This window comes from Synechococcus sp. KORDI-100 (assembly GCF_000737535.1).
Taxonomy (GTDB): domain Bacteria; phylum Cyanobacteriota; class Cyanobacteriia; order PCC-6307; family Cyanobiaceae; genus Parasynechococcus.
This window is the reverse complement of the sequence record NZ_CP006269.1, coordinates 2,642,352-2,664,203: the sequence shown is the minus strand read 5'-3', so window position 1 is coordinate 2,664,203 and position 21,852 is coordinate 2,642,352. Positions and strand designations below refer to the sequence as shown.

The window sequence follows — 21,852 nt, the reverse complement described above, 5'->3', positions numbered from 1 at the left end:
AGTCCATGTCAGAGCCTCAGGCTGTCGCAACCCGTTACGACCAACGCCGAAAACTCTGGCGTGCGGCCATCAAATGGCCGATGTATTCCGTTGCTGTGATGCCGGCGCTGCTGGCCAGTGGTTGGCGCCTCGGTTCGGCGGAGCCCATGCGCTGGGACCAGTTGCTTGGATTTCTGCTGGCGGCTGTTCTGCTTCTGCTCTGGGAGAACCTCAGCAACGATCTCTTCGACGCGGAGACCGGGGTGGACCGGGTTGGCAAACCCCATTCCCTGGTGAATCTGACCGGTCGTCGAGACGGCTTGACCCTGCTGGCGAATGCCGCGCTGCTGCTGGGTCTGCTGCTGATCGCTTGGCTGACCTGGCGTAGCCAGCCAGCGGTCCTGCCTTTGGTGCTCGCGTGTTGCGGCATCGGCTACGTCTATCAGGGGCCCCCCTTCAGGCTCGGTTATCTCGGGCTGGGAGAGCCCCTTTGCTGGCTCGCGTTCGGGCCGCTGGCCACAGCTGCAGCCCTCTTGGTGCTTGGGCCGCCAGGGGAGGTACAGATTCCGTGGCACACAGCGTTTCAGCTTGGTGCGGGTCCCGCTCTGGCGACCAGTCTGGTGTTGTTCTGCTCCCACTTTCATCAGGTCGACGAGGACGCAGCCCACGGCAAGCATTCCCCAGTGGTGCGCTTGGGAACGGCCCGTTCCGCAGCCCTGATTCCCGTCTGGATCACGGTCGTGCTGGCTTCGGAATCGATCCCGGTGCTTCTCGGGGAGTGGCCGCTGACAGCCCTTCTGGGTTGGCTCGGACTTCCAGCCGGTCTGGCACTCAGTCGCCTGCTTCTTGACCATCACGATCAGCCCATGCGGATCAGCGGCAGCAAATTCCTCGCCTTGCGTTTTCAGGCATGGAACGGGCTGGGTTTGAGTCTCGGACTGGCCATGGGAGCGCTGCGGCCCTAACCATGAAGGGATGGACCTTCAGCTGCAGATCCGACCGTTCCGGTTCGCGCTGATCCGGCCGCTGCGCACGGCGGCTGGGGTTTTGCAGGATCGCTGTGGCTGGTTGCTGCGTTTGGAGGCGTCCTCAGGTGCGACCGGTTGGGGGGAGGTGGCACCACTGGATCCGAGTCGCTTGCCGCGCTGTCAGCAACAGCTGGCCGCTTTGCCGTCATCTCTGTCAAGGGAGCACCTGGAAACGTTGCTGCCGCAGTTGCCGGGTGCCCTTGGTTTCGGGCTCGGAGCTGCTCTGGCGGAACTGGATGGGCTGGTTGGCTCCCGATCCCGTCATGGCTGGCTGGATGCTCCCGGCGGTGCTCAGCTGCTCCCCGCTGGTGGCCTGATGCTCTCCCAGCTGGATCGGTTGCTTGAGCAGCGCGGCCGCCTGCGGGCGATGACCTTCAAATGGAAAGTGGCCGCTGAAGCCGATGGACTTGAGCGTCGCTGGCTGGAGCAGTTGATGCAGCGATTGCCGTCAACGGCGCAGCTTCGCCTTGATGCCAACGGTGGCTGGGACCGTGCGACGGCAAGAGCCTGGATGCAGGCCCTGGTTGGTGATCCGCGCTTCGCCTGGTTGGAGCAGCCGTTGCCCCCTGAGGATCATGAGGGGCTGGAAGCCCTAGCCCAGCAGGGCCCGGTCGCCCTCGATGAGTCCCTGCATGTTGATCCGCAGTTGCGCGACCGCTGGCACGGGTGGCAGGTCCGTCGCCCGGCCTTGGAGGGGGATCCCCGACCGTTGTTGCGTCAGCTGCAGGAGGGAGTGCCCTGGCGCATGGTGAGCACCGCGTTCGAAAGCGGCATCGGCAGGCGCTGGTTGAATCACCTGGCAGCACTGCAGATGACGGGGCCGACCCCTGCTGCCCCTGGCCTGGCACCGGGTTGGTGTCCCTCAGGACCGCTGTTCAGTGCTGATCCCAGCCAGGTGTGGGCGGCGGCGGCCTGATGTCCCTCTCCAGGTTGGTGTGTGATCCGGCATCTCCGCAGTCCAGCGCCGCTGCGTTGGCCAGGGCACTGGCGAGATCTGAATGGGTGCAGCTCCTCGGCCCCTCCGCCTCGACGGATTCGCCCGATCCAGGGCTGCTGCCCCCGGGCTCCGGCGTGCTGCTCTCGACCGGGGGCAGCAGCGGGGAGCGGCGTCTCTGTGCTCAGCCATGCCTCCATCTCGACCGGTCCGCTGCCGCAACCGGGGATTGGTTGCGATCGATCGGACTGGCCCCGGAGCAGACATGTCTGTTCAACCCTCTGCCGTTCCATCACATGAGCGGCTTGATGCCCTGGTGGCGCAGTCGCTGTTGGGGAACGACCCATGTCTGGCTGTCGCCAGCACAACTCAAGGAACCATCGACCCTACTGGAGTGCCTGTCCTCTTTGCCAGATTCTGCTCAACAGCCCTGGCTGCTGTCTCTGGTGCCCACCCAGTTGGTCCGGTTGCTGGATGATCCAGGCGGGTTGCATTGGTTGCAACGCTTTGCCCTGATCTGGGTTGGTGGTGCAGCTCTGCCTGTCACAGCGGCGGAACGGGCCCGTCAGGCGGGGATCCGACTTGCCCCTTGCTACGGGGCCACCGAAACCGCGGCGATGGTGACGGCCCTTCCGCCGCAGCGGTTCTTGGCGGGAGAGAACGGTTGTGGGGATGCCCTGAACGATGTGGAGCTGCGGCTGCTGCCGAATCGAGCTCTGGGGGTGCGGACGCCTCGCCTGGCGCTCGGAAGCTGGTCGCCGTTGGGGCAGCAGGCGTTCAGCAGCCTTTCGGATGACGCTGGCTGGTGGCGATCCGGAGACGCTGCGGATCTCAGCGCAGGGCTGCGCATCCTGGGTCGTCTTGACGGTGCCGTTCACTCCGGTGGGGAGACGGTCTTCCCTGAGCAGCTGGAGGTCCGGCTGCTGCAAGCGGCTGAACAGGAGGATCTTCCGGTTCAGGCGCTGCTGATCCTGGGTGTGGAGGATCCGGAATGGGGTGAGCGTTTGGTGGTGCTGGTTCGCACGTCGGATCCCTCCGTGCTGCCGGCGTTGCAGAAGCTCACCACTGGCTGGGCGCCAGCGGATCGGCCACGACGTTGGTTGTCATGTCCTGAACTGGCGCCGTCTGCAGCAGGCAAATGGCAACGTCAGCGCTGGCGGGATTGGGTCAGAGCTCTCTGAGTTGTCCCAGACCAGAGGCCTCCAGCCAACGATCCACGCACTCCGGAAGATGGCAGCGACGACGGCTTGCGATGTCAATGGCCAGATGGCGAATCAAACCACGGGCCACGATCGTTTCCGTGTGCTTCAGCAAAAAGGTGCTGCGCAGTTGGAAGCTGCCCGGCTCCAGCCGTTCCGGCTCCAGCGTCACGATCAGTTCATCGCCTCCATGAACGGGTTTGAGAAAATCCGCTTCGCAGTGGATCACCGGCAGAGCGATGGTTGGTTTGCTCTCCGAACCTCGACCACCCGGGAAGATCTCGACTGCAGCGATTCCGTAGCGCTGGAGGCTTTCCTCCCATGCTTCATGACACCAGCGCATGAGCTGGTGGAAATGCATCACGCCGGCGGCGTCGGTGTCACCGAAACGGACATCGCGCCTGAGGTTGAGCCAGGTTGTCGGATTGCTTGATCGGCCCTTGGAAACGTTGGACATCGTGAGCTTGTGATCAGCGGGGATGGCCAGGTGTGTTGATCAGAGTCCCATGGAGGTGGTGAACCGATCTGAGCATCCTCTGCCATGGTGCTTGCAGAGAAGCCGCCAATTGCTGTCAGAGCCTCCTGCCGGAAGGCACTGATGGCCCCAGGCAGAATCAGAATGGACTGCAGCAGACTTTGTGCCCGCTTGCTGCTGTTGCGCACCTTCGTGTATTCAATGCTCTGAACCATTCCAAGAGGTTCATTGGGATGACGCAGGTGAAGATTGGCCGTCGTTCCAGAACAACGTTTCTGATGGATCAGGGGGCTAGCAGTGTGTCCAGAGAGTGCTTGCTTGCAAATACCGTGTCAGCGTCCAGGGTGACAATCAGTTCACTTTTGATCCGCTTGAGAGCATCATTTAATACTGCAATTTTCCCCTTGTTTCGCCTTAGTTTGAAAACCTTGATCCTGTGTTTTGGGTGGCAGTCTTGAATGCTTTCTGCTTCATGGCTGATCTCATCGTCTGATCCATCATCGATCACAATGATGTCTTTGTTTCGATAGCTGCATACGATGCATGACTGCATGCATTCTATAATTGTGCGTGTTTCGTTGAACACAGGGATCAGAAAGCTGACGGATGGATCATTGGAATCGGACTGATCCTGTTTGTCTTGTCAATGTTGCCTGCAGACCGTTGTTTCTGCTTGAAGGCAAACAATAAAATGATCGTTGACCTAAAGCCAGAGGATGAAGGCAAACGTGAGGACGCAGAAAACGAGAACTCTTAAACTTTAAGAATCCTAATCAAGCTTATTGTCTGATGGATTTGGGGATGACTTTGTTGGGTCAGAGGTTTTTGGTCCTACAAATCAATTAACGATCAACGGAGCCCATGATCACGTCGATCGAGCCAAGAATGGCCATGATGTCAGCAACTTTGTGGCCCTTCAGGATGTGAGGAAGGATCTGCAGGTTGTTGCTGTCGGCTGCTCGGATCTTGAAGCGCCAGGGCGTCACATCATTGTTGCCCTGGATAAAGATGCCGATCTCCCCTTTGCCTGACTCAAGACGGGTGTAGAGCTCTCCATCGGGAATCTTGAATGTGGGTGCAACTTTCTTGGCCACGTATTGATAGTCAAAGCCAGTGGCTTCACTGCCTTTGCCCTCATTGAGGCGTCTGGCCTCAAGATTTTCGGTGGGCCCTCCGGGAATCATCTCGCAGGCCTGGCGCAGGATCTTCACCGACTGGCGCATTTCCTCAATGCGCACTCTGTAACGGGCATAACAATCACCTTCGGTGGCTGTGGCGACATCCCAGTCGAAATCGTCGTAGCACTCGTAATGATCCACTTTGCGCAGGTCCCAGGCGACCCCTGATGCCCGAAGCATCGGACCGGAGAGGCTCCAGTTGATGGCATCCTGCTGAGCAATCGTTCCGAGACCCTCAATACGGCGCCTGAAGATCGGGTTATTGGTAATCAGTTTTTCGTATTCATCAATCTTGGGGCCGAACCAGTCGCAGAAGTCTCGACATTTTTCAAGCCAACCCCAGGGCAAATCAGCGGCAACTCCTCCAATGCGGAAGTAGTTGTTGTTGATCAGGCGCTGTCCAGTGGCGGCTTCCCAGAGGTCGTAGATCATCTCCCGTTCCCGGAAGATGTAAAAGAAGGGTGTCTGGGCGCCGACGTCGGCCAGAAATGGGCCAAGCCAGAGCAGATGGTTGGCGATCCGGTTGAGTTCCAGCATCAGGACGCGGATGTAACTGGCCCTTTTGGGAACAGAGATGTCAGCCAGCCGCTCGGGTGCATTGACCACGACCGCCTCATAAAACATGCCGGCCGCGTAATCCATGCGACTCACGTAGGGCACGAACATCACGTTCGTGCGGTTTTCGGCGATTTTCTCCATGCCGCGATGGAGATACCCGATCACGGGCTCGCAATCGACGACGTCTTCACCATCCAGGGTCACCACCAGCCTCAGCACCCCATGCATGGAGGGGTGATGGGGGCCGAAGTTGACCACCATCGGCTCCGTACGCGTTTCAAGCTGCGTCATGGGACCGACGGACTCTGCGATGACTCAATCTTAAGGAGTCCCCCCCGGGCAGCTGTTGTCGAATTCGCCTCAGTTTTCTCACCTGCCTGTGCTGGCGGATGCCGTCATGCAGGCGTCCGAGCTTTTGCCGAGTCAGCACGGGTTGCTCATCGATGCCACCCTCGGAGGAGGTGGCCACAGCGCCCTGCTGCTGGAACGTCATCCCCATCTCAGGTTGCTGGGCCTGGATCAGGATCCAGCTGCCCGAGCCGCGGCGGCGGATCGGCTGGCGCTGTTTTCGGATCGAATTCAGATCAGGGCCATGAATTTCGCTGATTTCACCCCGGAGGAACCGGCAGCGATGGTGCTTGTGGATCTGGGGGTGAGCAGTCCGCAGTTGGATCAGGCTGAACGAGGCTTCAGCTTCCGGCTGGATGGTCCACTGGACATGCGCATGAACCCGGCGGGGGGAGCTGAAACGGCTGGTGAACTGATCGAACGACTGGAGGAGTCAGCGCTTGCCGACCTGATTTACGCCTATAGCGATGAGAGGTTGTCGCGACGAATCGCCCGGCGCATCAAATCCGATCTGGCCTCCCAGGGTGCCTATTCCGGCACGGCCGCCCTCGCCTATGCAATTGCCGGTTGCTATCCACCAAAGGCTCGGCGTGGACGGATCCACCCTGCAACGCGGACGTTTCAGGCACTGCGGATCGCTGTCAATCAAGAGCTGGAGGCCCTGGAACGGTTGCTTCAGCAGGCTCCGGATTGGTTGGAACCGCATGGTCTGCTGGGAATCATCAGCTTTCACTCGCTGGAGGACCGTCGGGTGAAGCAGGCCTTTCTTCAGGATCCGCGCCTGCAGCGGATCACCCGCAAACCTCTGATTGCCTCTGCAGACGAGCAGCAGAGCAATCCCCGGAGCCGCAGTGCGAAATGGCGGCTGGCACGTCGCAGGGCTGATGACGCCTGAGCTGATCTGGTGGTTGGCGCTGGGCCTGCAGGTTTTGGCTGTACCGGGAGTGATTCTGCCCGTGCTGCCCGGGTTGCTCTGGCTGCCCCTCGGTGCAGGCCTGTGGTGTCTTCAGGTGGGTTTGCTCGCCGGATGGCCTGCGTTCCTGCTCGCGTTTGTGATTTTCGGGCTGGGGCTGATGGCCGACGTCCTGGCGGTGGGTCTGGCGACGGCCAAGCAGCAGGCCAGCCGTTGGGCGCTGCTGGGTGCCGGTGCGGGCGTGCTGATCGGTCTGATCTCAGGTGGTGTTGCGCTGCTCCTGGCTCCCTGGCTTGGCGCAGCCCTTGTTGAAGCCTGGTCGCTTGGGTCCCGTGCCCCGGATCTGGCCTGGGGAGCCAGGCTGAGTCAGGCGGCCAGGGTGGGTTTGGCCGTGGTGGTGGCCTTGCTGGTGAGCCAGGTCGCACAGGTGCTGCTGGCCTTGGTCGGGGTCACAGGATTCGTGATCCTGACTGTCCGTTGATGGATCAAAGGCCGTTGAGCAATCCGGCCTGATCCTCCGTCCCGAACAGCTGGCGGTAGGCCGCGCCGCTGATGCAGAACGTCAGCGGAACGGCAGCCAGCAGACCAACCAGAACCAGGACGAAGCCGATGAACAGGATCAGCGTTTCCAGGATCAGCAGACCCAGCACCTGCCACCACTGGCCGTCCACCACAACACGTCCACGCTGGATGGCGCCGATCGGTCCACGACCTTCCAGCAGCGCGATGAATCCAAGGAAGGCCTGGTTCACCTGGAGGTAGAGGAGCAGCACCCCTCCGATCAGAAAAGACAGACCGGCCACCGGGCTTGTCACCAGGCGCTCACCGAGCATTGAACCGGTTGACAGAAGCTCCTGTGCCATCAGCTCTTCATCAGGGGTCAGCGCGACGAGTTTGTCGACCAGCTCCACAAGCATCGCTGGCCCACCGGACGCGACAAACGCGAGGCTGATCATCACCAGCACGATCAGGCTGAGCAGCAGAGCCAGCACCAGTTGGCGCGTGAACAGGCGCAGGGCAGCCCGGCCATCCCAGCCCGTCAGATCGGCGAACCGCAGTGTGCGGCCCTCGAGTGCGATCCAGGAGCCTCGGATCAGTCCTACGCCTCCCCAGAGATTGATGACGATCGACGCCACCAACCAGCCAATGCCTGGAATCTGCATCGCGATCTGGGACAGAACCCCCGTCAGCACGATGAAGCCAACGAAGGGCCAGGGTGCGCGACAGAACGCCTGCCAACCATCTCGGATCGCAAGGCCGACATCCAGTGAGGGTGATAAGGAGCTGGTCATTCCAGAGGATCAATCAGCTGGAAATTAGTGAGCTCACGGGTTCAGCGCATGGATGGTCGATGTGATCAGTTGGATGGCTGCATCGATATCCCTTTCGCTTGTCGTCCGTCCCAGACTGAGCCGCAACGATGCTTCGGCGTCCCGGAGGGAGTGGCCAATCGCTTGAAGCACATGGGATGGCTCGCCGCGGCTGCAGGCAGAGCCGCTGCTGCAGGCGAGGTGAGGTCGCAGGGCGCGATGCAGGCGGCTGCCGTTGATCCCCGGGACTGTGATGTTGAGGTTGTGGGGCAGACGCGGCTCGAGGGAGCCGTTCAGTTGAATCTGCGGAAGGTTCTGCTTCAAACCTGCCCAGAGTTGATCACGCAGGCTGCGCAATCGCACAGCACGGGATTCCAGATCAACCAGTGCCAGGCGGGCAGCGGCTGCAAAGCCCACAACCAGGGGCGTTGGCAGCGTGCCAGCGCGCAGTTCATGCTCCTGTCCGCCACCCCACTGCAGCGGAGTGAGGGCGATCTCGTTCTTGATGACCAGGGCGCCGATGCCCTTGGGGCCGTACAGCTTGTGGGCGCTCAAGCTGACCAGATCGAGTCCCAGGGCATCCGGCTGGAAGGGAATGTGTCCAAAAGCCTGGGCTGCATCGCAGTGAAAAGGAATGCTGTTGGCCTGGCAGATCGCGGCGAGAGCGTTCAAGGGCTGCAAGACCCCGATTTCGTTGTTGGCAGCCATCACGCTCACCAGAATGGTGTTGCTGGTGACCGCCTCCTCGAGCTGTTTCGCGGTGATCAGGCCATCGCGCCCTGGCTTCAGCAGGGTGACGCTGAACCCTTCGCGTTCGAGTTGCCGCAGCGGATCAAGCACAGCGCGATGCTCACTGGCGACACTGATCAGATGGCCATGGCCACAGGCACGCGCCCGGCCGAGCAATGCCAGGTTGTTGGCCTCCGTGGCTCCACTTGTGAACACAATTTGCTCCGGCGTGATCGCCAGGCACGCAGCCAGCTGATTGCGCGCCAGGCTGACCGCGGCTGAGGCTTTCAGACCGAGCCGATGCTGGCGGCTGGAGGGGTTCCCCCAGTGGTCGCTCCAGTAGGGCGCCATTGCCTCGATCACCTCCTCAGCGCAGGGGGTGGTCGCCTGGTGATCGAAAGCAAGGGGTTGGGGAGTCAGATCGATCAGAACGTTCTTGCCACCATGGTGCGAAGGTTTCTGCACAGATGCGAATGCGCTCCCTGAGGTCCAACCTGCTGATGGCCGCGGTTGCCGTGCTCCCGGGGGTGTTCGGTGCCGGGATGTTCGGTGCCGACCCTCTCCAGGCGGTTGATCGCAAGGATGTCCTGGAGCAGATGCGCAATTCCAGGCCCAGTGATCTTCAGATCCTGATTGAGAAGCCTGATGCCGGAGGCAGTCGGATCATCGGGATCTATGCCGTCAAGCAAGGGCAGACGGATCCGGACATCCGCAGATATCAGGTCTGGGAAGAGTCCCCAGCCGATCTCAACATCTATTACGAGTCGGTGAGCTGCAGTCGTGACTCTCCGCTGCGGGTGAAACGCACCCTGAATGCCACGTACATCCACACCCTGAATCCCGGCGGATCGGTGAATGCCACCAATCGAGAGGATCATCTGGTCTGGTGGGCCGCCTGTGTGCCGGAAACCGCGGGGATGGACCCGGCCACCTTGCGAGACAAAGCCCTCTCGTTGGGGTACAGCACCCTGATTCCCGAACGCCAGGAGCTGTTACCCGCACTGGCTCCCTGAGGCAGTCGTTCATACATTGCTGCCAGAGCGACTGCAGCGATGAGCGACGCGCCGATTCCCGCAACAGACGAACAGGAGGCACCGGCTCCCCGATTGCTGCTTGTTGATGACGAACCTGGCCTGCGCACGGCTGTCCAGGCCTACCTGGAAGATGAAGGATTTGAAGTCGCCACAGCGGTTGACGGCGAAGAGGGTTTCGCCAAAGCGCAGCAGATGCTTCCCGATCTGGTGATCAGCGACGTGATGATGCCGCGCCTGGACGGCTATGGCCTGCTGAAGAAGCTTCGGGCTGATGAACGGCTCGGCGGCACACCAGTGATCTTCCTCACCGCCAAGGGCATGACAGCGGATCGCACCCAGGGCTATCTCGCCGGCGTTGATGACTACATCCCCAAGCCCTTTGACCCCGATGAGCTGGTGGCCAGGGTGCGCAATGTGGCCCAGCGCCAGCAGCGCCTGTTGCAGGAAGCGGCCCGTTTCGCTGATACGGATATGGGTCAGATGGCGAAGCAGATCACCGAGATCCGCTCACTCCTGGCCCAGGCCGAAGCCCTGCCCTCCAAGGACCCGGTGGTGCACAGTTTCACGCCACGGGAGGCCAGCGTTCTGCAGCTGGTCGCCGAAGGCTTGATGAACAAGGAGATTGCCCGCCAGCTGGAGACCTCGATCCGCAATGTTGAGAAGTACGTGAGCCGTCTGTTCAACAAGACGGGCACCTCCAGCCGCACCGAACTGGTGCGCTACGCCCTGGAGCACCGTCTGGTGACTTGAAGCCTGGCTGGCGCGAGGCGGCGTTCAACGACGGCTGGGTCTACCGGGATCGGGTGCCAACGGCTGAGGCTGGCATCGTTTTGAGCGACTGGCTGGCCAGGCGCTATCGCCACTCCGCTGCGGAGTTATGGCTTGAGCGGATCGTCAACGGAGAGCTGGATTGCGATGGCCAGCGCCTTGAGGCGGATCGGTTGTTGCGAGGGGGTGAATCGATTCTCTGGCGGCGTCCTCCCTGGTTGGAGCCGGCCATTTCCGATCAGTGGGAGACGATCCACGACGATGGCGACCTGCTGGTGATCAACAAGCCCTCCGGTTTGCCGGTGATGCCCGGAGGAGGTTTCCTGCGCCACACGCTCACCGCCTTGCTTGAACCCACCTGTGCGCGGCCGGTGCACCGCCTGGGGCGATTCACCTCCGGTCTGCAGGTCTGTGCTCGCAGTCCCCAAACGCGCGCCCTCTGGTCGAGGCAATTCCGGCCCGATGGTGGTTGCCGCAAGGTATATCAAGCCTGGAGTCGGCGGGTGCCGGGCTTGGAGCTGGGGCAGTGTTTGACGGTGAGCAGTGATGTGGTGGAACGGCCGCATCCTCTGCTGGGTTGGATCTGGGGGCCGGAACCGCTGAAAGAGCAGCCAATCCGCAAACGGCTTCCAGCCCACTCCGAGCTGGAGCTGTTGGAGCGCACGGCTGAGGGCGATCGTTTGCAGGTGACGATCAGCACGGGGCGGCCGCATCAGATCCGCATTCATCTGGCGCAGCTGGGCAGCCCCTTGCTGGGGGATCTGCTCTATCTGCTGGATCGTGAGATTTCATCCACAGCAACGCCAGGGGATGGGGGGTATCGGCTGCATGCCTGGCGGCTGGTGGCTGGAGGATTGGCCTTGCAGTCTTCTCTTCCCCCCGACTGGGGGACTTTTTAAGTCATTGTCATCCCCTATTTTGGGGATGTTTGATGGCAAAAGTTGTGGTACTCGAATTTATATAAGCGGTTCATTGTGGCGAGTTCTTTGATCTTTCTCAGCTATTTTTAAGATAGGCTTCTCTTTGAATTTTTAAGGTCTATGGAGTTGGATCATTATTGTTTTGGCACTTCAATCGTCTGTTTCTGGCAGTCTTTATTGGGGAGGAATGTCGGGTCAGCTGACTCTGACAAATACTGGGGATACCGCCCTCAGCGACTGGTCCTACACGTTTCGTACCAACCAAAAAGATGTTCAGGTTTGGTCGTCCACCTATGACATTGTTGATCTGGGGGATGGCTCCTTTGAGGTGACCGTTCGCCCCCCGAGTTGGGGTGCGTCCATTCCTGCCGGAGGCTCCTTGAGCCTGAGTTTCAACGCCGTCAGCGTGGGTCTGCCCAACAGCGGGACATTGATGGACGAGATGTTTTTTGTTGATTCAGTCGTGGAGAGCTCGGAGCCTGAGCCAGAGCAAGACAGTGCACCCGATCCTCAGCCCGAGCTCCAATCTGAGCTTGAGCCCCAACCCGAGCCGCAGCCAGATAGAGAGCCGCAGGCCCAACCCGAACCCGAACCCCAACCTGAGCCCGAACCTCAGCCTGAGGCTGAAGCACCGACGACTGATGCGCCAACACGCACCTTCGAGGTTGATATCTACTCAGGGGAGGTTACTGACTTCCGCCCCGGTATCGATCGTTTGGATTTCGGCGGGCAGTCCGTTCACAACCTGATTCTTGGCAAAACCGAAGAGGGCGACGTCACGTTTCTGAGCCCCTGGAATGACGCCCAGAAGATGACCCTCGTGGGGGTGACCTACGACCAGCTGGCTCTGGAGGACTACGGCGTTGTCGGCAATGAACACCTACGCCAGGACCTGGGCGGTGTAGTGTCCTGGGAGTTGGGCATCGGTGAGAAAGACCCGAATACCACCTACATCCGTTCCCACGAATACGGCAAGGTCGAGACCATCGCCGACTTTGATCCGGCCACCGACAAGATCAGTTTTCTCTATTACGGCACTCGCGAGCGCCTCTCAGTCACGCAGGACGGTGCTGATCTGGTCATTTCGACCGAGCCCACCGGGCAGACCTTCATCTTCAAGAACACCAACCTGGACGACATTCCTGGGGCCAGCCTGGAATTCCACTTCGACCAGATCGTCGAAGACAACCTGGAAGTCCCCTTTCGTCGCTCGGTCGACTCGTTGACGCTCAAGGACCGCACGGCTCTGCTGACCCCCGAAGCGCCTGCCGGTGAGCTGACGGATGGTTTCCAGACCCGGTCCGGTGATGCGGCGGTGAACGAGCAGCCCCCCCACGACAGCCATTCCATGGGCGAGCACGGCTCCATGCAGATGGATCCGGATATGGACATGGATTCCGAGACGGACATGGATCCAGAGATGGAGATGGATGGCGAGATGGGCACGGAGTCCGGCATGGACATGGCCAGCGATTCCGAACCACCAAGTCCTGAGCCTTCCGATGAGGTTGAACCCGCTGCGTCCGGCTTGGTGGTGTCCGCCACGATCACCGATGGTTGGTCAGGGACCTTCGCTGGCAACGTCACGGTGACCAACACCAGCGGCATGTCGGTCGGCACCGACTGGACGGTGAGCTTTGTCTCCGATGCACCGTTGAAGAGCGTCAGCAACTTCGAGTTCACCAATTCGCTCCGTGACGATGGCCGCTACATCGTCACCCTGAGTCCTAAGTCCTGGTCAGCCCCCCTGGCCGCAGGTTCTGCGCAGAGCTCTTATTACCAGGGCTCCGGCGACGTTGTTGATCCCAATCAGGTGTTTGATCTCGCCTCAACTGCCGCCGAGGTGCCTCAGCAAGAGTTCGAGGCTGAGTCGGAGCCTGACTCATCTGTGGTTGAGCAGCCTGATACTCCTCAACAGCCCGATACTCCTCAACAGCCCGATACCGGTGACGCTGTTGAGGCCACTGATAGCGAGGTCGCTGGGACTGAGGACAGCCAGGTCTCTGAAGACGACTCAGTCTTGGAAGACAGCGCTGTTATTGAAAACAGCTTTGTGACTGAGAGCACTCCAGTGACGGAGGGCGGCACGGTCACCATCGACTACGACCGCCCCAATGGCACAACCGACAAGCGGGTTGTGACCTACTTCGAGGAGTGGGGTATTTACAGCCGTGACGTGAATCTGTCTGATGTCGACGGCCAGTCGATGACCCACATGAATTACAGCTTCTTCGATGTGAAGGCGGATGGGTCGATCACGTTGTTCGACGAATTTGCAGCTTTGCAGAAACGCTTCCCTGAGGCCGATCAGGTCAGCCGCAGCTTCAGCGCCAGTGAGTACGCCGCCATGGCACCGGAGTTGTTGGACATTTACGACAACTTAGGGCGCTACAACACCACGCAGAACGGCGATGCCATCACGGTGACGTCGGTTCCGGTGGGTTGGAACGGCGTTGGCACCAACGACGCCGGCAACTTTGAGCAGTTGCGTCGCTTCAAGGAACTCAATCCGGAGGTCAACCTCGGCTTTGCCCTGGGCGGTTGGACGCTGTCCGATGAGTTCAGCACCGCCTACGCCACCCAGGAGGGTCGCGACAAGTTCGTCAGCGAGACCGTCCGCATTTTCGAGACCTACGACTTCTTCAACGTGGTCGATTTCGATTGGGAATACCCGGGCGGCGGTGGCAAGGCCGGCAATGCGGTTTCCGCCAGTGATGGTGCCAACTTTGAGTTGGTGCTGCGCGATCTGCGCACGGCCCTCGATGATCTCTCGGACCGCACAGGGCGCGACTTTGAGGTGTCGATTGCCACCGCTGGTGGCGAAGAGAAGCTCGCCAACCTCAACCTTGAAGGCATCGATCCTTACGTCGACTTCTACAACGTGATGACCTACGACTTCCACGGCGGTTGGGAGAACATGACGGGGCATCAGGCTGCGATGACTGGCGACGCCAACAACTACGACGTCACCGGGGCTGTCGATGTGTTCGAGTCGGCTGGTGTTGAGCTCAGCAAGGTCGTGATGGGGGCCCCGGCCTACACCCGCGCCTGGGGGAACGTCTCCGATGGTGGAAGCTTCGGCTACCAGCAGCCCGGCTCCGGCCGTGATGCCACCGGTTCCTTCGAGGCGGGCGTCTACGACTACAAAGATGTCCTCAACGATGTCGTCACGGGAACCCGCAACCTCTATTGGGACGACGACAACAAGGCGGCGTTCCTCTACGACGGAGACGAATGGAGCTCCATGGAAACCACAGCCACCATTGCCGGTAAAGCGGCCTACGTGGAGGAGAAGGGGCTGGGCGGAATGATGTTCTGGGCTCTCAGCAACGACGCTGAAGGTGAGGCGAGCCTCGTGGAGGCTGCCGATGATCTGCTGCGCCAGGGGGCGAGCTATGCCGAGGTGATCGGTCGCGCCCCTGAATTCGACGCCATCATTGGCGGCAACGGCGATTTCAGCCTGTCGGATTTCACCAGCCTGGTTTGATCCGAATCTCCCTCAGCGGAGGGTGGTGCTGGGTGTTGATCCTTCCCTCAGTTGAGGGAAGGATTTGTTCTGAAGAGGCTGGCGCAGATCTGATCAGGCTTTGCGGAACTCGATCAGGCGGGAGAAATAAAAGGGTGCTTTGTTCAGGCTGCGGCGCTCCAGCTTGAAGCCGCAGGCTTCTGCGGCGCTCACAATGCCGTCTTCCTTGAGGGTGTAAGCCCGGGTGGTTTTGCTGGGGCCCGGGAACAGCTGGCCAATGCCCTTCAGCAGTGCCAGCAGCGGCGTGTAGGGCGCAAAGCTCACGATCAACCGCTGTTCGGTGAGGCCGCAGAGGTGCTTCACCATCTCCTCAGCCGGTTGCTGGGGGTAATGAATGAACACGTCCAGGCAGCACACCGTGTGGAAGGAGCCGCTCAGGCTTTCCAGGTCGCTGGCGAAGAAGTTGAGCTTGGCCATGTCGAGGCCAGCCTCGCGGGCCCGGCGCTCCGCCTCCTGGGCCATGGCCTCTGAGATGTCGCTGGCACTGATCGAACCTGCTCCCATGGCCGCCAGCGGCAGGCTGAGGCTGCCGACACCACAGCCGGCATCGCAGAAGCTCACGTCGCTGAGCGCACCACTGTCCTTGATCCAGGCCAGCACTTCATCCACGGTTTTCTGATGACCGATGCGGATGTTGCGCTGCACCTTGTTCACATCGTCGCTTTCGCTGTAGATGCGGTTCCAGCGGTCAAACCCTGTGGTTTCGAAATAGCCCTTCACCTCCTGCTTCTCGGCCTGTTTCTGCTCCAGCAGCTGATCAGGGGCCATGGGGGAGGAGTTGGGTCGGCGGGATCTTAAGCAGCGCTCTGCCAGCTCAGCTCACCGGTCTCGCTTTGGTTCCAGCGCAGCAGCGTGTTCAGAGGCTGGCCAATCAGGCTGTTGCCAAGGCTGCTCGCCAGGTCGATCGTCAGTCGAGGGGCGACCGTGGCACTCCAGATGGCTGCACCCGGTCGTTCAGTCCAGCTGGCCAGCCGCTTCACGCCTTCGAGCAGCGGCAGCGTGACTCCCGCGAGGGTCCCATCCTCCAGGCGGCAGGTGCCGTTGCGAACCAGCAGCACCCGTTCATCCCAACGGTGTTCGCCATCCGCCAGGCCATAAGGAGCCAGGGCATCGCTCACCAGCACGATCTGCTTTGGAGCGAGGCGCTGCAGCAGCACAGCCATCGTGGGCGCCACATGCACGCCATCGGCGATCAGCCCGAGGGCAATCCCGCCTTGCCGGCAGGCTTCTCCCAGGGGCCCGGGCGCTCTGTGGTGAAGACCGGGCATCGCGTTGAAGGCATGGGTGATCATCCCGACCCCTGCTGCATACGCCTTCTTGGCGTCCTCCGCCTTGGCAGCGCTGTGTCCCAGTGCCACCAGCACACCGTGGTCCTGCAACTCAGCGATCACCGCATCGGCGCCCTCCAGTTCTGGAGCCAGGGTCATCAGAGCGATGTCGTCTTCAAAGCCAGCGATGCGTTGCTTCAGTGCCGTGAGACTCGGTGGGGCCAGATGCTCCAACGGGTGTGCACCGCGACGGGCTTCTGCCAGAAACGGACCTTCCAGATGGGCACCCAACAACCGGCAGCGGCCGGGCTCGTGCAGGCTACGGGCCTGGCGCAGCACCCCCAGGGCCTCCCGCAGTGGTTCGATGCCACAGGTCACCAGCGTTGGGGAGATGGCCTCCACACCATCGGCCCAGAGCTGATCGAGCAGTTCGATCAGGCGTGGCAGATCGTCGCTGGTGAGTTCGGGAAAGGCCAGTCCCAGCCCGCCGTTGATCTGCAGATCGATGCCGCGCGGGCTGACCCAGTCACCGCACCAGGATTCACCCGCCAGGGATTCGCCTCCTGCGGTTGGCTGGATGTCGACGATGGTCCCGCGGCTGTCCAGCTCCAGCCAGTGGAGTGCATCCGATGCCCCAGGCTCGGGGGCGGGCAGGCGCACGTCGGTGATCCGTCGCATCGGGTCTGGCCTGGTCGGCCTGGTGCGGGACGATGACAGTCTCGCTGGAACCTCTCATGCCCACAGCAGAGAACGCCTCAGCTTCGGTTCGTGTCGCCGTGGTGATGGGCAGCGACTCCGATCTGGCCACGATGGAGCCAGCTGCGGCGATTCTGCGGGAGCTCGGCGTTGCGGTGGAGGTGCGCGTGCTGTCTGCCCACCGCACGCCCCTCGAGATGGTGGCCTTCTCGGAACAGGCCCGTGACCAGGGATTCCGGGTGATCATTGCCGGCGCTGGTGGTGCGGCGCATTTACCGGGAATGGTGGCAGCCCTCACCACCCTGCCGGTCATCGGCGTGCCGGTGGCCACGAAGGCCCTCTCAGGAGTGGATTCGCTTCACTCCATCGTGCAGATGCCAGGAGGCATTCCTGTGGCCACGGTCGCCATCGGTGGAGGCCTGAATGCCGGGCTGCTGGCGGCGCAGATCCTGGCCACCAGCGATCAGGAACTCGCCACGCGGCTGGCCGAACACCGCAGGAGCCTTCACGATGCGGTCGTCAGCAAGGACTCACGTCTGCTGGAGATCGGCAGCAAGGCCTACCTGGACTCCATGACAACGCCTCAACGCCACACTTAACGCATTGCCGATGTCGACCTGGCCCTCCTGGCTGCGAATTGGACTGTTTCTGCCCGTGCTGGGCATCAACATCTTTGTGCTGAAAAGGGTGCTGGTTCAGTTCGCTCCCTTCCCGGGACTGTTCCTCACTGCTGCTCTGATCGCTTTTCTGCTCGATCTTCCCTGTCGCTGGCTGATCGCGCGGGGCGTCCAGCGCGGGCTGGCGATCGCCGCGGTGGTTCTGCTCACCATCGGCCTGGTCGTCCTGGCAGCCGTGGAGTTGGTCCCCCTGCTCGTGGAGCAGCTCAGCCAGTTGATCAGCGCTTCACCGGCCCTGCTCATTGCTGCCGAGCAGTTGGTGAACAAAGGTCAGGACTGGGCCGTGAATCATGGGCTGCCATCGGATTTCGCCGACCTCAGCAGCGATCTGATCAGCCAGTTCAGCCGTGTGGCAACCCAGATCAGTCAGCGCCTTCTGGGAATCCTCGGTGCCACCGTCGGAACAACGATCAATGTGGTGATCGTTCTGGTTCTGGCCGTTTTTCTGCTGCTGGGCGGTGACTCGATCACCGCAGGCCTGGCGCTCTGGCTGCCCGAACGCTGGCGGAGTCTTGTCATCAACACGCTGGAACGCACGTTCCGGGGCTATTTCGCCGGCCAGGTGCTCCTGGCCCTGATCCTCAGCGGCGGGCAACTGCTGGTTTTCAGCCTGCTGCAGATCCCCTACGGCGTGCTGTTTGCGGTGTTGATCGGATTCACCACCCTGATTCCATACGCCAGCGCACTGACGATTCTGTTCGTCAGCGCGATTCTGACGGTCCAGGACCTGCGAATCGGGCTGGAACTGCTGGCCGCGGCGATCACCGTTGGTCAGATCGTCGATCAGGTGATCCAGCCGCGGTTGATGGGCAGCATCGTCGGGCTTCAGCCCGCCTGGTTGTTGATCGCCTTGCCGATCGGAGCCAGGGTCGGCGCGATTTTCGGCATCGGAGAACTGCTGGGATTGCTGCTGGCCGTCCCGGTGGCCAGTTGCGTCAAGACCCTGGCCGATGCTGCGCGCCAGGGCGTCAGCGCGCCGGAATCACCCCCCGTTCCTCAAGCGCGGTGATCACGGTGTTCACCGAAGCGTCGAGATCCTGATCGCCCGTGTTCACCTTCAGTTCGGGATGTTCAGGCTCTTCATAGGGGCTGGAGATCCCTGTGAAGTCTTTGATGGCGCCGCTGCGGGCCTTGGCATAGAGACCCTTGGGGTCCCGTGATTCGCACACGCTCAGATCTGCAGCGCAGTGGATTTCGATGAAGTCGCCGTCTGCGACCAGAGCCCTCGCCTTGTCGCGGTCTGCGCGGAACGGCGAGACGAAGGCCGTGAGAACGATCACGCCCGAATCGAGAAACAGCTTCGCCACTTCACCGATGCGACGAATGTTCTCTTCCCGGTCGGCATCGGAAAAGCCGAGGTCCTTGCAGAGGCCGTGGCGGACGTTGTCGCCATCCAGCACGTAGGTGGCCAGGCCGCGTTGGAACAGGGCGGCGTTGACGGCATTGGCCAAGGTGCTCTTACCGGAGCCAGACAGTCCGGTGAACCAGAGGATGGCACTGCGATGGCCTCGCTGCTCTGCCCGTGCCGCCCGATCGACCGAAGCCTGATGCCAGGCGATGTTGGTGGACGCCCCCTGGTTGGTGAGCTCTCCGTAGGTGGGGCTGGCGGTCATGAGCTGGGGCTGAAGTGCGCGCCATTCTCCCCTAACCACCGGCTCGCTTCGGTCGATAGCCCTCCTTGGCCAGCAGGTCCAGAGCCAGGTCCACCTGATCCCCCTGCAGCTCGATCACCCCGTCCTTGGCGGTGCCGCCGCTGCCGATCCTGGTTTTCAGTTTCTTGAGCAGGGCCTTGAACCCGGCGGCATCAAGTTCCAGGCCTCGGATCACGGTCACCGTTTTGCCGCCTTTGCCGCCGCGCGTCGGCTGCACCCTCACCAACTGTTGAGGTCTTGGCGTCGCAGCTGTCGTCTGCGCCGGACGTTGCAGACTTTCATTGCTGGAGAACTCCTGCCAGCCTCCCTTCGGCATTGGCCTGTTGCAATCCCCCCCATCCTCAATGACCGATGCCACGCCGACGCCCCGCTGGGCTGACTCGAGCAGGGGACTGGGTCGGGTGATCGAGCGACTGATCGGCATTGGCCTGTTGCGTCGACCTCTGTTCTTTCAGGCCCGTCAACTGATCATTCGCACCGCTGAGCGCAATGGCATTCCCTGGCGGAAACGACGCAGGGAGCTGCGGATGGCTGCTGAACCCCTGGTGCTCTCCAGCGCCACCCCTGGGTTGAGGCCGCCCGACTACTACAGGGTTCGATTCCATGCCTATGAGCAGGGCAATCTCTGCTGGCAGGCCGCAGCGGAAGCGGAACAGGCCACCGATGCCATGGCCCTGCGGGTTTGGCCTGAGGCCGAACTCAGTCCGATCGAGGCCCAGAGTCGTCTGCGTGATGCCATTCACACCGCACTTGAACCGCTGCTGCAAGGCCCCCTGCGGCGGGTGCTGGATCTGGGATGTTCCGTCGGCGTCAGCACGCTGGCTCTCGCCCATTGGTTGAACCGTCGTGCTGATCAGAACGGGCTGCCCCGGCCTGAGGTGGTCGGGCTCGACCTCTCTCCGGACATGCTCGCTGTAGCCAGGGTGAGGGATGAGGGACGGATCATCTCGGAGTGGCGCCATGCTGCCGCCGAGAACACAGGCCTCGAGGCCGGTTCGCTGGATCTGATCAGCCTCCAGTTCGTTTGCCATGAGTTGCCTCAGCAGGCCACCCATGCCGTGCTGGCGGAAGCGGCCCGATTGCTCCGCCCCGGCGGTGCCCTTGTGATGGTGGATCAGGACCCCGCCTCCTCCGTTCTGCAGCGATTGCCTGCTGCGGTGGCGACTCTGCTCAAGAGCACCGAGCCCTACATCGAGGACTATTTCCGCCTGGATATGCCAGCGGCCCTGGATCGCGCAGGATTTCAGGATTTGCAGGTCAGCGCCTGTGATCCACGGCATCGCGTGATTGCCTGCTTACGCTGAGCCGACGATGCGCGTGGCTCAGTGACCAGCACCTTGCCGACCGGCACCGGCAGCTCCCCGGATCCAGCCAGCCTCCAGCCTGCTGCACGTCCAGGCGCTCACGGCCGTTTCGGGCGCTACGGCGGCCAGTACGTCCCTGAAACGTTGATGCCCGCCCTCGCCGAGCTGGAACAAGCAGCGGCTCAGGCCTGGAATGACCCGGGTTTCAAAGCGGAGCTCGATCATCTCCTAAAAAATTATGTGGGCCGGGCCACGCCTCTCTACGAAGCGGAGCGTCTCACAGCCCATTACCGCCGGGCCGATGGTGGTCCCCGCATCTGGTTGAAGCGTGAGGATCTCAACCACACCGGCGCTCACAAGATCAACAACGCCCTTGGGCAGGCGTTGCTGGCCCTGCGCATGGGTAAGAAACGGGTCATTGCCGAGACCGGCGCGGGTCAGCATGGCGTCGCCACGGCCACGGTCTGCGCTCGATTCGGTCTGGAGTGTGTGATCTACATGGGTGCCGAGGACATGCGTCGTCAGGCCCTCAATGTGTTCAGGATGCGATTGCTCGGGGCGACAGTGCAGCCGGTCACAGCTGGCACCGCCACGCTCAAGGACGCCACCAGCGAGGCGATTCGCGACTGGGTCACCAATGTCGAGAGCACCCACTACATTCTCGGCTCCGTCGCCGGGCCCCATCCCTATCCGATGCTGGTGCGCGACTTTCACGCTGTCATCGGTCAGGAAGCGAAGCAGCAGTGTCTTGTAGCGTTCGGACGTCTGCCGGATGTCCTCCTGGCCTGTGTCGGGGGAGGTTCCAATGCCATGGGGCTGTTCCATCCCTTCGTTCAGGACACCTCCGTCCGACTGATTGGTGTGGAGGCGGCCGGTGACGGCGTCGATACCGGCCGCCATGCCGCCACCATCACGGAGGGGCGCGTCGGTGTTCTGCACGGCGCCATGAGCCTGCTGCTTCAGGATGGAGATGGCCAGGTCCAGGAAGCGCATTCCATCAGTGCCGGACTTGATTACCCCGGTGTGGGGCCTGAACACAGCTATCTCCGCGAGATCGGGCGTGCTGAATACGCCGCTGTAACCGACCAGCAGGCCCTCGATGCCCTGAGGACGGTCAGTGAGCTTGAGGGAATCATCCCGGCGCTTGAGACGGCCCATGCCTTCGCCTGGCTCGAATCCCTCTGTCCCACGCTTCCGGATGGCAGCGAGATCGTGATCAACTGTTCAGGTCGTGGCGACAAGGACGTCAACACCGTTGCTGACAAGCTTGGCGACCGGCTCTGACGAACAGTTGCGAGGCTGTTGACCGGTTACACAGTTGACCGGTTACACAAACGTTGACCAGTGACTCAACTG

At 61.6% G+C, this 21,852-nt stretch carries 21 protein-coding genes and 1 pseudogene; 13 read left to right on the top strand and 9 right to left on the bottom strand.

The features are described 5' to 3' along the window. The first annotated feature begins 5 nt into the window (after positions 1–5). From menA to KR100_RS13745, 3 genes are read left to right on the top strand one after another with little or no spacing between them, the layout of a single operon-like run. Positions 6–944, top strand: coding sequence for a 2-carboxy-1,4-naphthoquinone phytyltransferase (gene menA / locus KR100_RS13755; RefSeq protein ID WP_038547192.1), 939 nt, complete (start codon positions 6–8; stop codon positions 942–944). Positions 945–954: 10 nt separating this feature from the next. Continuing rightward, positions 955–1,923, top strand: coding sequence for an o-succinylbenzoate synthase (gene menC, locus KR100_RS13750; RefSeq protein WP_038547189.1), 969 nt, complete (start codon positions 955–957; stop codon positions 1,921–1,923). Then, a complete protein-coding gene (locus tag KR100_RS13745; protein ID WP_081858994.1) occupies positions 1,923–3,122 on the top strand; it encodes an AMP-binding protein in 1,200 nt (399 codons plus the stop codon). The genes menC and KR100_RS13745 overlap by 1 nt, the downstream gene beginning before the upstream one ends. Here KR100_RS13745 and KR100_RS13740 read toward each other — a convergent pair. From KR100_RS13740 to KR100_RS13730, 3 genes and pseudogenes are all read right to left on the bottom strand, one after another. After that, entirely contained in the window at positions 3,109–3,597 is a 489-nt protein-coding gene (locus KR100_RS13740; RefSeq protein WP_038547186.1) for a thioesterase family protein, read from the bottom strand. The two genes, KR100_RS13745 and KR100_RS13740, sit on opposite strands and share 14 nt — an antisense overlap. A gap of 301 nt (positions 3,598–3,898) precedes the next feature. Continuing rightward, a pseudogene (locus KR100_RS13735) lies at positions 3,899–4,213 on the bottom strand (glycosyltransferase family 2 protein); the annotation flags it as partial. 244 nt (positions 4,214–4,457) lie between these two features. Continuing rightward, positions 4,458–5,642, bottom strand: coding sequence for an NAD(P)H-quinone oxidoreductase subunit H (locus KR100_RS13730; protein ID WP_038547179.1), 1,185 nt, complete (start codon positions 5,640–5,642; stop codon positions 4,458–4,460). Between the two features lie 106 nt (positions 5,643–5,748). Between KR100_RS13730 and rsmH the strand changes: the two genes are divergently transcribed. Both rsmH and KR100_RS13720 read left to right on the top strand, forming a co-directional pair. Beyond that, positions 5,749–6,594: a 16S rRNA (cytosine(1402)-N(4))-methyltransferase RsmH gene (gene rsmH / locus KR100_RS13725; RefSeq protein WP_081858993.1), complete on the top strand. Its 846-nt coding sequence runs from the start codon at positions 5,749–5,751 to the stop codon at positions 6,592–6,594. Then, positions 6,584–7,093: a DUF456 family protein gene (locus KR100_RS13720; RefSeq protein ID WP_038547171.1), complete on the top strand. Its 510-nt coding sequence runs from the start codon at positions 6,584–6,586 to the stop codon at positions 7,091–7,093. The genes rsmH and KR100_RS13720 overlap by 11 nt, the downstream gene beginning before the upstream one ends. Positions 7,094–7,097: 4 nt before the next feature. Here KR100_RS13720 and KR100_RS13715 read toward each other — a convergent pair whose 3' ends face one another. Both KR100_RS13715 and KR100_RS13710 read right to left on the bottom strand, forming a co-directional pair. After that, entirely contained in the window at positions 7,098–7,904 is an 807-nt protein-coding gene (locus KR100_RS13715) for a hypothetical protein (RefSeq protein ID WP_038547166.1), read from the bottom strand. A gap of 33 nt (positions 7,905–7,937) precedes the next feature. Further along, positions 7,938–9,116, bottom strand: a complete 1,179-nt coding sequence (locus KR100_RS13710) for a cysteine desulfurase family protein (RefSeq protein ID WP_369793805.1) — start codon at positions 9,114–9,116, stop codon at positions 7,938–7,940. Between the two features lie 8 nt (positions 9,117–9,124). On the opposite strand from KR100_RS13710, the gene KR100_RS13705 reads away from it, so the two are divergent. The 4 genes from KR100_RS13705 (at position 9,125) to KR100_RS13690 (ending at position 14,860) form a co-directional block, all read left to right on the top strand. Further along, entirely contained in the window at positions 9,125–9,664 is a 540-nt protein-coding gene (locus KR100_RS13705) for a hypothetical protein (protein ID WP_239420352.1), read from the top strand. 39 nt (positions 9,665–9,703) lie between these two features. Further along, complete coding sequence (locus KR100_RS13700) at positions 9,704–10,435, top strand: response regulator transcription factor (protein ID WP_038547160.1); 732 nt, start codon at positions 9,704–9,706, stop codon at positions 10,433–10,435. Next, positions 10,432–11,352 (top strand): RNA pseudouridine synthase, encoded by a 921-nt coding sequence (locus KR100_RS13695; RefSeq protein WP_038547157.1) that lies wholly within the window; start codon positions 10,432–10,434, stop codon positions 11,350–11,352. Before KR100_RS13700 ends, KR100_RS13695 begins: the two co-directional genes overlap by 4 nt. 208 nt (positions 11,353–11,560) lie before the next feature. Beyond that, on the top strand, positions 11,561–14,860 hold the full coding sequence (locus KR100_RS13690; RefSeq protein WP_071839949.1) for a glycosyl hydrolase family 18 protein: 3,300 nt from the start codon (positions 11,561–11,563) through the stop codon (positions 14,858–14,860). A 93-nt stretch (positions 14,861–14,953) separates the two neighbouring features. Here the strand turns inward: KR100_RS13690 and bchM are convergent, their stop codons facing one another. Then, positions 14,954–15,667 carry a magnesium protoporphyrin IX methyltransferase gene (gene bchM, locus KR100_RS13685; RefSeq protein WP_038547153.1) on the bottom strand — a complete coding sequence of 238 codons (714 nt, stop codon included), beginning with the start codon at positions 15,665–15,667 and terminating at the stop codon, positions 14,954–14,956. 26 nt (positions 15,668–15,693) lie between these two features. Next, a complete protein-coding gene (locus KR100_RS13680) occupies positions 15,694–16,845 on the bottom strand; it encodes a hypothetical protein (RefSeq protein WP_038547150.1) in 1,152 nt (383 codons plus the stop codon). A 56-nt stretch (positions 16,846–16,901) separates the two neighbouring features. Here KR100_RS13680 and purE point away from each other — a divergent pair, with 56 nt between their 5' ends. Both purE and KR100_RS13670 read left to right on the top strand, forming a co-directional pair. Continuing rightward, positions 16,902–17,462, top strand: coding sequence for a 5-(carboxyamino)imidazole ribonucleotide mutase (gene purE / locus KR100_RS13675; protein WP_038548937.1), 561 nt, complete (start codon positions 16,902–16,904; stop codon positions 17,460–17,462). A 10-nt stretch (positions 17,463–17,472) separates the two neighbouring features. Next, a complete protein-coding gene (locus tag KR100_RS13670) occupies positions 17,473–18,549 on the top strand; it encodes an AI-2E family transporter (protein ID WP_038547147.1) in 1,077 nt (358 codons plus the stop codon). Here KR100_RS13670 and cysC read toward each other — a convergent pair. Together cysC and KR100_RS13660 are read right to left on the bottom strand one after the other, a co-directional pair. Next, a complete protein-coding gene (gene cysC / locus KR100_RS13665; protein WP_038547144.1) occupies positions 18,509–19,153 on the bottom strand; it encodes an adenylyl-sulfate kinase in 645 nt (214 codons plus the stop codon). The two genes, KR100_RS13670 and cysC, sit on opposite strands and share 41 nt — an antisense overlap. 31 nt (positions 19,154–19,184) lie before the next feature. Then, complete coding sequence (locus tag KR100_RS13660) at positions 19,185–19,508, bottom strand: translation initiation factor (RefSeq protein WP_038547141.1); 324 nt, start codon at positions 19,506–19,508, stop codon at positions 19,185–19,187. A gap of 28 nt (positions 19,509–19,536) precedes the next feature. Here KR100_RS13660 and KR100_RS13655 point away from each other — a divergent pair, with 28 nt between their 5' ends. Further along, positions 19,537–20,496, top strand: a complete 960-nt coding sequence (locus tag KR100_RS13655; RefSeq protein WP_038547138.1) for a class I SAM-dependent methyltransferase — start codon at positions 19,537–19,539, stop codon at positions 20,494–20,496. A gap of 21 nt (positions 20,497–20,517) precedes the next feature. Continuing rightward, positions 20,518–21,780, top strand: a complete 1,263-nt coding sequence (gene trpB / locus KR100_RS13650; protein ID WP_038547136.1) for a tryptophan synthase subunit beta — start codon at positions 20,518–20,520, stop codon at positions 21,778–21,780. The last annotated feature ends 72 nt before the right edge of the window (positions 21,781–21,852 follow it).